8 protein-coding genes are annotated in these 9,971 nt (G+C 74.0%); 3 read left to right on the forward strand and 5 right to left on the reverse strand.

The genetic code is table 11. The features are described from left to right. Positions 1-59: 59 nt before the first annotated feature. Positions 60-692: a dephospho-CoA kinase gene (gene coaE / locus ACFQ80_RS21875; RefSeq protein WP_430565124.1), complete on the reverse strand. Its 633-nt coding sequence runs from the start codon at positions 690-692 to the stop codon at positions 60-62. Positions 693-788: 96 nt separating this feature from the next. On the opposite strand from coaE, the gene ACFQ80_RS21880 reads away from it, so the two are divergent. After that, positions 789-2,654 carry an ABC transporter ATP-binding protein gene (locus ACFQ80_RS21880; protein ID WP_430565125.1) on the forward strand — a complete coding sequence of 622 codons (1,866 nt, stop codon included), beginning with the start codon at positions 789-791 and terminating at the stop codon, positions 2,652-2,654. A 101-nt stretch (positions 2,655-2,755) separates the two neighbouring features. On the opposite strand, the gene rpsA is transcribed toward ACFQ80_RS21880, so the two are convergent. Then, positions 2,756-4,252: a 30S ribosomal protein S1 gene (gene rpsA / locus ACFQ80_RS21885; protein ID WP_430565126.1), complete on the reverse strand. Its 1,497-nt coding sequence runs from the start codon at positions 4,250-4,252 to the stop codon at positions 2,756-2,758. A gap of 207 nt (positions 4,253-4,459) precedes the next feature. Here rpsA and ACFQ80_RS21890 point away from each other — a divergent pair, with 207 nt between their 5' ends. Then, positions 4,460-5,281 (forward strand): class I SAM-dependent methyltransferase, encoded by an 822-nt coding sequence (locus ACFQ80_RS21890; protein ID WP_430552009.1) that lies wholly within the window; start codon positions 4,460-4,462, stop codon positions 5,279-5,281. A gap of 18 nt (positions 5,282-5,299) precedes the next feature. On the opposite strand, the gene ACFQ80_RS21895 is transcribed toward ACFQ80_RS21890, so the two are convergent. Both ACFQ80_RS21895 and polA read right to left on the reverse strand, forming a co-directional pair. Beyond that, positions 5,300-5,650 (reverse strand): SH3 domain-containing protein, encoded by a 351-nt coding sequence (locus ACFQ80_RS21895; protein WP_430565127.1) that lies wholly within the window; start codon positions 5,648-5,650, stop codon positions 5,300-5,302. A gap of 61 nt (positions 5,651-5,711) precedes the next feature. Then, positions 5,712-8,453, reverse strand: a complete 2,742-nt coding sequence (gene polA / locus ACFQ80_RS21900; RefSeq protein ID WP_430565128.1) for a DNA polymerase I — start codon at positions 8,451-8,453, stop codon at positions 5,712-5,714. On the opposite strand from polA, the gene ACFQ80_RS21905 reads away from it, so the two are divergent. Continuing rightward, the gene (locus ACFQ80_RS21905) at positions 8,452-8,886 is read left to right on the forward strand and encodes a hotdog fold thioesterase (protein ID WP_430565129.1); all 435 of its coding nucleotides are present in this window, start codon (positions 8,452-8,454) and stop codon (positions 8,884-8,886) included. The genes polA and ACFQ80_RS21905 overlap by 2 nt on opposite strands. A gap of 73 nt (positions 8,887-8,959) precedes the next feature. Here the strand turns inward: ACFQ80_RS21905 and ACFQ80_RS21910 are convergent, their stop codons facing one another. Further along, positions 8,960-9,727, reverse strand: a complete 768-nt coding sequence (locus ACFQ80_RS21910; protein WP_430552013.1) for a GNAT family N-acetyltransferase — start codon at positions 9,725-9,727, stop codon at positions 8,960-8,962. Positions 9,728-9,971 lie beyond the last annotated feature (244 nt).

Here is a 9,971-nt window from a genome sequence, read left to right on the forward strand (position 1 = left end):
CCGACCGGCTCCCTCCGGTCGGGCGCCCTCGTGGTGTCGTCGTGCCGTCGCCGGCCGCGTCAGGCCGACGACGCGGCGTCGGACTCCTCGTCCACCTCCGCGCGCAGCCGCTGCCAGAGCGCGTCGACCTGCTCGCGCAGCCCGTCCTCCGTGCCGGAACCGTCCAGCACCACGTCAGCGACGGCGGTCCGCGCCTCGTCCGTCGCCTGCGCCCCGACGCGGGCCCGCGCCGCACCGTCGTCGAGGCCGCGTCCGTCGACGAGGCGCGCGACCCGCTGCTCCGCGGGGGCGTGCACGACCACGAGCAGGTGGAAATGATCGGCCTGGCCGGTCTCGACCAGCAGCGGGATGTCGTGGACCACGACGGCCCGGTCGTCCGCGGCCCCGGCGAGCGCCTCCCGCTCGGCCGCCAGGCGGCGGATCTCCGGGTGCAGGATGCCCTCGAGCCGTGCCCGGGAGGCCGTGTCGTCGAAGACGAGCCGCCCCAGCGCCGGGCGGTCGAGGGAGCCGTCCGGGGCGAGGACGCCCTCGCCGAAGGCCGCGACGACCTCCTCGAGCCCCACCGTGCCGGGCTCCACCACCTCCCGGGCGAGGACGTCGTGGTCGATCACGACAGCGCCCAGCTCGGCGAGGCGGCGCGCGACGACGGACTTGCCTGCGGCGATGCCGCCCGTGAGGCCGATGCGAAGCATGGGCCCATCCTGCCCCCGGCGTAGGCTTCCCGCCATGAGCGCCCAGCGGCACCGGGCCGGGGCGGGCCGGGAGGTGCCATGGCGGGCGGACCGACGATGCGTTCGTACCTGAACGACGCGACCGTGAAGGACCGCCGGCTCGCGGGCCCGACGCTCCGCCGCATCCTCGGCTTCGCCCGCCCGTACCGGGCACAGCTCGCGGCGTTCGTCGGGCTGCTGGTGCTCAGCGCGGCCGCCGGCGCCGTCACGCCGCTGCTGTTCCGCCGCCTCATCGACGACGGCATCGGGACCGGCGACCGCGGGCTCGTGCTGGCGATGGCCGCCGCGGCGGCGGGGATCGCGCTCGTCACGGCCGCCCTGGCGGTGGCGGAGCGCTGGCTGTCGTCGCGGGTGGGCGAGGGACTGATCCTCGACCTGCGGTCCGCCGTCTTCGACCACGTCCAGACGATGCCCCTCGCCTTCTTCGCCCGGGCGCGGACCGGCGCTCTCGTGCAGCGGCTCAACGGTGACGTGCTCGGCGCGCAGCAGGCGTTCACGTCCACGCTCCAGACCGTCGTCTCCAACGGGCTGACGATCGCGTTCACCCTCGCCGCGATGCTCGCGATGTCGTGGCAGCTCACCCTGGTGTCCCTGGTCCTCGTCCCGGCGTTCGTGCTGCCCGCCCGCTGGTTCGGGCGCCGACTCGCCGGGCTGGCGCGCACCGGGTACGACCTCAACGCGGACGCCGGGCAGATGATGAACGAACGGTTCAACGTCGCGGGCGCCCACCTGGTCAAGGTGTTCGGCGACCCGGAGGCGGAGAGCGCGCGGTACGCGGCCCAGGTGCGCCGGCTGCGGGACCTCGGCGTCCGCACCGCGCTGCTCGGCACCTGGTTCCGCGTCGGGCTGACGACGCTCGCGTCCCTGGCGATCGCCGCCGTCTACGGTCTGGGCGGGCTGCAGTCGATCGCCGGCGAGCTCACCGTCGGCACCGTCGTCGCGCTGACCGCCTACCTCGGTCGCCTCTACGGGCCGCTCACCGCGATGTCGAACGTCCAGGTCGACGTCATGACCGCCCTGGTCAGCTTCGAGCGCGTGCTCGAGGTGCTCGACCTCGAGCCTGCACTCGCCGAGAAGCCCGGCGCCGCCGACCTGAGGGCGGCCGTGGCCGCCCGGGGCGCCTCCGTCGAGCTGGACCACGTGACCTTCCGGTACCCGAGGGCCGACGAGGTCTCTCTCGCCTCCCTCGAGTCGGTCGCGACGCTGCGCTCCGACCCCACCGAGGACACGCTGCGCGACGTGTCGTTCTCCGTGCCCGCCGGCGCGATGGTCGCGCTGGTCGGGCCCTCCGGGGCCGGCAAGACGACCGTCTCCCAGCTCGTCTCGCGCCTGTACGACCCCACCTCCGGTGCCGTGCGCATCGCCGGCGCGGACCTCCGGGACGTCACCGCCGCGTCGCTGCGGGGCACGGTCGGCGTGGTCGCCCAGGAGGCGCACCTCTTCCACGACACCGTGGCGGCGAACCTCCGCTTCGCCCGGCCCGACGCGACCGACGAGGACCTCGAGCGGGCGTTGCGCCAGGCGCGCATCTGGGACCTGGTCGGCCGGCTGCCCGAGGGCGTCGACACCGTGGTCGGCGACCGCGGCTACCGCCTGTCCGGCGGCGAACGGCAGCGGCTCGCGATCGCGCGGCTGCTGCTCAAGGCGCCGGACGTCGTCGTTCTCGACGAGGCGACCGCCCACCTGGACTCGGAGTCCGAGGCCGCCGTGCAGGCGGCGCTCGACCAGGCGCTGGCGGGCCGCACGTCCCTCGTCATCGCGCACCGGCTGTCGACCGTCCGGGCGGCGGACGCGATCGTCGTCCTCGCCGAGGGCCGCGTGGTGGAGACCGGCACGCACGCCGAGCTGCTCGCCGCGGGCGGCCTGTACGCCGAGCTCCACGCGACGCAGTTCGCGGGCGCTGCGGCGAGCACGAACGAGTAACGCCCGGCCGGGCGCACGACGGCGGCCCGCCACCCCGAGGGGTGACGGGCCGCCGTGGGCTACCGGTGGGTCGCGGACGACCCGACGGTGTCAGTCGCCGATCAGTTGCCGGTGAGCTTCTCGCGGAGCGCGGCGAGCGCCTCGTCCGAGGCGAGCGTGCCCGCGGCCTCCTGCGCCGGCGGGGCCGACGAGTAGGAGGAGGACGAGGACGACGACGACGAGCTGCCGGAGCTGCCGCCGGGGACCGCGTCGTTCACGGCCGCGTCGGCGTCCGCCGCGATGGCCGCACGGACCTGCTCGCGGTGCGACTCCCAGCGGGCGTGCGCCTTGGCGTACTCCGCCTCCCAGGCCTCGCGCTGCGCCTCGAAGCCCTCGAGCCACTCGTTGGTCTCCGGGTCGAAGCCCTCGGGGTACTTGTACTCGCCGTTCTCGTCGTACTCGGCAGCCATGCCGTAGAGCGCGGGGTCGAAGTCCTCGGACTCCGGGTCCATGCCCTCGTTGGCCTGCTTGAGCGACAGCGAGATGCGGCGACGCTCGAGGTCGATGTCGATGACCTTGACGAACACCTCGGCACCGACGCTGACGACCTGCTCGGGCAGCTCGACGTGGCGGACGGCCAGCTCGGAGATGTGCACCAGGCCCTCGATGCCGTCCTCGACGCGGACGAACGCACCGAACGGCACGAGCTTCGTGACCTTGCCGGGCACGACCTGGCCGATGGCGTGCGTGCGGGCGAAGGTCTGCCACGGGTCCTCCTGCGTCGCCTTCAGCGACAGGGAGACGCGCTCGCGGTCGTGGTCGACGTCGAGCACCTCGACGGTGACCTCCTGGCCCACCTCGACGACCTCGGACGGGTGGTCGATGTGCTTCCAGGACAGCTCCGAGACGTGCACCAGACCGTCGACGCCGCCGAGGTCGACGAACGCACCGAAGTTGACGATCGAGGAGACGACACCGGGGCGCACCTGGCCCTTCTGCAGCGTCTGCAGGAAGGTGGAGCGGACCTCGGACTGCGTCTGCTCGAGCCAGGCACGGCGCGACAGGACCACGTTGTTGCGGTTCTTGTCGAGCTCGATGATCTTGGCCTCGATCTCCTTGCCGACGTACGGCGCGAGGTCGCGGACGCGACGCATCTCCACGAGGGAGGCGGGGAGGAAGCCACGAAGACCGATGTCGAGGATGAGGCCACCCTTGACGACCTCGATGACGGTGCCGGTGACGACGCCGTCCTCCTCCTTGATCTTCTCGATCGTGCCCCAGGCGCGCTCGTACTGGGCGCGCTTCTTCGACAGGATCAGGCGACCCTCCTTGTCCTCCTTCTGGAGGACGAGAGCCTCGACGGCGTCGCCCACGGCGACGACCTCGCCCGGGTCCACGTCGTGCTTGATGGAGAGCTCCCGGGACGGGATCACACCCTCCGTCTTGTAACCGATGTCGAGGAGGACCTCGTCGCGGTCGACCTTGACGATCGTGCCTTCCACGATGTCACCATCGTTGAAGTACTTGATGGTGGCGTCGACGGCGGCAAGGAAGTCCTCCTCGGTGCCGATGTCGTTGACGGCAACCTGCGGGGCGGACTTCGTGGTGGAGATGGTCATTGAGTAGATGCTCCGATGCGGACAGGACGTAGTGCGGACAGGGTCTGTGGCGAGGGCACCGGGATGTCGACGTGACGATCGATCCGCCGCAACGTCGTGACAACGGCGATTCGAGCTCAAGGACGGCCCCGGGCGCACTGCACCGCGGACAATCTTATCGATGACCAGGCGAGGGGTCAACGCGGGGCCCCATGCCACGATGGCCGGGTGAGCGACCATCCTCCCGCGCCCCGTCCCGTCACGCACGCCGGGTACGACGACGTCCCCGACGACGCCGGCAACGCGGCCGCGCGCGGCTGGTGGGACGAGAACGCCGACGACTACCTCGCCGACCACGGGTCGTTCCTCGGCGACGCGGGCTTCCGCTGGGGCCCGGAGGGCCTCACCGAGGCGGAGGCCGGCCTGCTCGGCGACGTCGCCGGGGCACGTGTCGTCGAGATCGGCGCCGGTGCGGCGCACTGCTCACGCTGGCTGGTCGGCCGCGGCGCCCGGGTGGTGGCCACCGACGTCTCCGCACGGATGCTCTCCGGCGCGGCACGGCTCAACGCGGCGACGGGCACACCGGTGCCGCTGGTGCAGGCCGACGCCCGGTCGCTCCCGTTCGCCCCCGCCAGCGTCGACATCGTGTTCACCTCGTACGGGGCGATCCCCTTCGTGGCGGACGCGGCGCGGGTGCACGCCGAGGCCGCCCGCGTGCTGCGGCCCGGCGGCCGGTGGGTGTTCTCCGTGACGCACCCCGTCCGCTGGGCGTTCCCCGACGACCCCACCGCCCGGGGACTCACCGTGCACCGCTCGTACTTCGACCGGCGTCCCTACGTCGAGACCGACGACCTGGGCGACGTGCGCTACGCCGAGTACCACCGCACCGTCGGCGACCACGTGCGCGACGTCGCCGCCGCCGGCCTGCGCCTGCGCGACGTCGTCGAACCCGAGTGGCCGGACTGGAACGACGCCACGTGGGGCGGCTGGAGCCCGGAGCGCGGCGCCGTCCTGCCCGGCACCGCGATCTTCGTCACGACCAAGGACTGACCCGAAGGGCCGACCGGCTCAGGCGGGCCCGAGCGCCCGGTGCGGCACCCAGCCGGCGCGGCCGTCCCGCGCGACGCACCAGCTCCACCCGGACTCGGCGTCGTCGGCGGTGACCTCGACCCGCTCGCCCGCGGTCACCGCCAGCTCCTGCGTGTCGTAGGCCGTGCGGACCTCCGCGACAGGACGGGCGTCGTCCAGGTGCCGCGCGGGCACCCACCCGCTGCCCCCGTCGTCGGTCGTGACGAACACGAACGCGGGCCAGGTGTCGTCGCGGTCCCCGACCCGCACCACGGTGCCCGGCGCGACGCGCAGCGCCGCGCGCGTCGGGATCTCGTGGTCGGCGACCGCGCGGGCCGGACCGAGGTCCATCGTGCTCCCCTCCCCGTCGTGGCCGGCGTCCTGTCGCGTGCGCCGACCGGGCCGTCAGCCGTCAGTGCCCGGCGTCGTGCCAGGTCGCCCCCGCGCCGACGGAGACGTCCAGCGGCACGTCCAGCTGCACCGCGGAGCCCATCTGCGACCGCAGCACGTCCTCCGCCGCCTCGCGCTCCCCCGGCGCCACCTCGACCACGAGCTCGTCGTGCACCTGGAGCAGCAGCCGCGACGCGAGCCCGCGCTCGTCGAGCTCGCGCTGCACGCCGAGCATCGCGACCTTGATGATGTCGGCCGCGCTGCCCTGGATGGGCGCGTTGAGCGCCATGCGCTCCGCCATCTGCCGCCGCTGGCGGTTGTCGCTCGTGAGGTCCGGCAGGTAGCGGCGACGTCCCAGGATCGTCGCGGTGTACCCCGTGGCCCGCGCCTCCTCGACCACCCCGGTGAGGTAGTCGCGCACCCCGCCGAAGCGGGTGAAGTAGTCGTCCATCAGCGACTGCGCCTCGCCGGTCGGGATGGTGAGCTGCTGCGACAGCCCGAAGGCGCTCAGCCCGTACGCGAGCCCGTAGCTCATCGCCTTGATCTTCGAGCGCATCTCGGGCGTGACGTCCGCGGGAGCCACCTCGAACACGCGGGAGCCCACGTAGCGGTGCAGGTCCTCGCCGGACCGGAAGGCCTCGATCAGCCCCTCGTCGCCGGACAGGTGCGCCATGATCCGCATCTCGATCTGGCTGTAGTCCGCCGTGAGCAGCGTCTCGTAGCCCTCACCGACCCGGAAGGCGCGGCGGATGCGCCGCCCCTCCTCCGTGCGGATCGGGATGTTCTGCAGGTTCGGGTCCGTGGAGCTCAGGCGGCCCGTCGCCGCGATCGTCTGCTGGAACGTGGTGTGGATCCGCCCGTCGGGCGCCACGGACTTGAGCAGCCCCTCGACCGTCGAGCGCAGCCGGGTCGCGTCGCGGTGCGCCAGCAGGTGCTCGAGGAAGGGGTGCTCGGTCTTGACGTAGAGGTCCTGCAGGGAGGCCGCGTCGGTGGTGTAGCCCGTCTTGATCTTCTTGGTCTTGGGCATGCCGAGCTGGTCGAACAGCACCTCCTGCAGCTGCTTCGGGCTGCCGAGGTTCACCTGCCGGCCGATCACGTCGTACGCGTCGGCTGCCGCGTCGGCCACCATCGAGGCGAACTGCTTCTCGAGCTCCGTGAGGTACTCGACGTCCGCCGCGATGCCCGTGGCCTCCATTCGGCCCAGCACCTGCGTGAGCGGCAGCTCCAGGTCCGTGAGCAGCCCCGCGGCTCCCCGGTCCGCGAGCTGCCCGGACAGGGCCTGCGCCAGGTCGACCACGGCCGCCGCGCGCACGGCCGCCTGCCGCGCCCGAGGGTCGTCGTCACCGCCGTCGAGAGCGAGGTCCAGGGCGCCCTGTCCGGCGGCGTCGGGCGCCTCCCCCGCGGACAGCTCGCGCCCGAGCAGGCGCACCGTGAGGTCGGCGAGGTCGTAGCCACGCTGGTCGGGGTAGCAGAGGTATGCCGCGAGCTCGGTGTCGAAGGACACGCCGCGCAGGTCCAGACCGCGCCCGGCGAGCTCGTGCCAGGCGGCCTTGGCGCCGTGCACGGCCTTCGGCGCCGCGGGGTCGGCGAGCCAGGTCGCGAGCGCGCTCTCGTCCTCCGGCGTCACGTCCGCCAGGTCGACGACGGCGGCGGCGGTCTCGCCGTCGTGGTCGTCGGCGAGCGCGACGTCCCACGCGTCGCCGGCACCCGGCGTCGGCGTCCCCGTGACCTCGAGCCCGAGGGCGCGACCGGAGCGCGCCGCCAGCCAGGCACCCAGCCCGCCCGGCGCGAGCGCCGCGAGCGCGACCTGCACGCCCGCCACCTCGACCGCCTCGACCGGCTCCGCGGACGGGTCCGCCGCGAGCAGGCGGTCGCGCAGCGCGCCGAACTGCAGGGTGTCGGACACCCGGTGCACGGCCTCCCGGTCGAACCCGTCGAGCCCCAGCCGGTCCACCGACAGGGGCAGCTCGACGTCGTCCAGCAGCCGGTTGAGCTCACGGTTGAGGCGCACCTGCTCGACCGCCTCCCGCAGGTTGCCCGCCGCCTTGCCCTTGAGCTCGTCGACGTGCTCCAGCAGCGGCTCGAGGCCGCCGTACGTGGTGACCCACTTGGCCGCCGTCTTGGGGCCGACGCCGGGCACGCCGGGCAGGTTGTCGCTCGACTCCCCCACGAGGGCCGCCAGGTCGGGGTACTGCTGCGGGGGCACGCCGTACTTCTCGGCGACGGCCTCCGGCGTCATGCGCGCGAGCTCCGACACGCCGCGCTTCGGGTACAGCACGGTGACGTCCTCGGTGACGAGCTGCAGCGAGTCCCGGTCACCGGAGCAGACCAGGACGTCGAAGCCCGCCTCGCGCCCCTCGCGGGCGAGCGTGGCCAGGATGTCGTCGGCCTCGATGCCCTCGCGCTGCAGCGCGGGGATGCGCAGCGCCTCGAGGACCTCCTTGATGAGCGGCACCTGCCCGCGGAACACCTCGGGGGTCGCGTCACGGTTGCCCTTGTACTCGGGGAACCGCTCGGTGCGGAACGTCACCCGCCCGGCGTCGAACGCGACGGCCGCGTGCGTCGGCTGCTCGTCGCGCAGCAGGTTCGTCAGCATTGAGGTGAACCCGTAGACGGCGTTCGTCACCTGGCCGCTGGAGGTCACCAGCGTGTCCGGCAGCGCGAAGAACGCTCGGTACGCCATGGAGTGGCCGTCGATCAGCAGGAGGCGTGGGCGGGTCCCGGTTCGCGCGGAGGTCGTCACGGGTGCCAACCTATCGCCCATGTCTGACACCACCGCCGACGCGCCCCGGTTCCCCCGCACCCTCGAGGAGTGGACCGCCGCCGCGCAGGGCACGCTCATCGAGCGACTCGGGATCCGGCTCACGGAGGTGGCCGCCGAACGCACGGGCGGCACCATGCCGGTGGCCGGCAACACCCAGCCGGCCGGGCTGCTGCACGGCGGCGCGACGGCGTCGCTCGCGGAGACCCTCGCCTCCGTCGCCGCGCAGCAGCACGCGGGGCCGGGGCGTGCCGCGGTGGGCCTGGAGCTCAACGCGACGCACCACCGCGGCGCGCGGTCCGGAAGCGTGCACGGGGTCGCCACCGCCCTGCACCTGGGGCGGTCGACCGCCGCCTACGAGATCGTCGTCACCGACGACGACGGCCGCCGCGTGTGCACCGCGCGACTCACCTGCATGATCCTCGACGCCCGCTGAGGTCCCGGCCGAGGTGCCGGGGGACGCGGCGCGGGCCGCGGGACCACGGAGGGCTCCGCTCGAGGCGGACGGCTCAGGACGGGACGGACTCGCTCGCCGGGTCGCGACGGGTCGCGACCCCGAGCGAGGTCACGCCGTCCGGGCCCTCCGGGCCCTCGCCGCGGTCGGCCGCCCGGTCGGCGGCCTCGCGCAGCGCGGCGTCGCGCTCGGCCTGGAAGGCCCGCAGGTCGACCGGGCCCGTGGGCAGGCCCGCGGCCCGGGCGCGGCGACGGCGGGCGACGAGGTCCTCGATCGCCGCGCGGGTCGCCTCCCGGCGCCCCGCGCGGGCCGCCGTCCGCGTCCCGCGGGGGTTCTCCTGGACCAGGCGGCGCTGCAGCGTCGCCGTGGCGACGACGCGGTGCCCCGACGTGGGGGCGAAGCCCAACCGGGCGAGGAAGCGGTGCATGCCGCGGGCACCCGGGGCCGGCGCGCAGTAGACGTTCTCGGCGCCGCGCTCCCCCGCCACGGCGGCGGCGGCCGCGAGGAGCGCGTGGCCGACACCGCGGCGCCGGGCCGACGGGCTGACGAAGACGGCGTCGACGTACAGGCTCGTGGTCGTCGCGAACAGCAACGGGTCGATGACGCGCAGCACGGCGAACCCGCAGATCTCGCCCTCGTGGCTCGCGACGAGGACCTGCCCGCCCGCGCCCAGCAGCACGCTCAGGTGCTCCAGGAGGCGGGAGGCGTCCGAGGGGGTTCCCTGCGCGGCCGACGGCGACTCCTCGACGGCACGCTCCGCCAGGCGCGCGACATCGACCATGTCGTCCTGCTCGACCGGCCGGACCTCGACCGCTGCACGCATCGGCACCTCCTCGACGAATGACCGTCCCCGCGCGGTGCGGTGGGAGCCTTCCCACCCGTCTTCGGGGGCCCGCCCCGGCAGCCCCGGGGTCACGGTCGTTGAAGCATGAATATCACAGATTGGTCACGACACCCAGGCGACGATAGCGACCCTGTCGCCCTCGCACAATGGGCAGTGGCCCCGGGGCGCGTCGCCGCCCCCCAGCCGGCCACCCCCGGTGGGGGGAAGGGACCCCCCCCCCCGC

It is taken from the genome of Isoptericola sp. NPDC056578, assembly GCF_042793275.1.
Lineage (GTDB): Bacteria > Actinomycetota > Actinomycetes > Actinomycetales > Cellulomonadaceae > Isoptericola.

Coding starts and splice junctions, on each gene's coding strand:
- coaE (WP_430565124.1), bottom strand. CDS start 692: ATGCTTCGCATCGGCCTCACGGGCGGCATCGCCGCAGGCAAGTCCGTC.
- ACFQ80_RS21880 (WP_430565125.1), top strand. CDS start 789: ATGCGTTCGTACCTGAACGACGCGACCGTGAAGGACCGCCGGCTCGCG.
- rpsA (WP_430565126.1), bottom strand. CDS start 4,252: ATGACCATCTCCACCACGAAGTCCGCCCCGCAGGTTGCCGTCAACGAC.
- ACFQ80_RS21895 (WP_430565127.1), bottom strand. CDS start 5,650: ATGGACCTCGGTCCGGCCCGCGCGGTCGCCGACCACGAGATCCCGACG.
- ACFQ80_RS21905 (WP_430565129.1), top strand. CDS start 8,452: ATGTCTGACACCACCGCCGACGCGCCCCGGTTCCCCCGCACCCTCGAG.
- polA (WP_430565128.1), bottom strand. CDS start 8,453: ATGGGCGATAGGTTGGCACCCGTGACGACCTCCGCGCGAACCGGGACC.
- ACFQ80_RS21910 (WP_430552013.1), bottom strand. CDS start 9,727: ATGCGTGCAGCGGTCGAGGTCCGGCCGGTCGAGCAGGACGACATGGTC.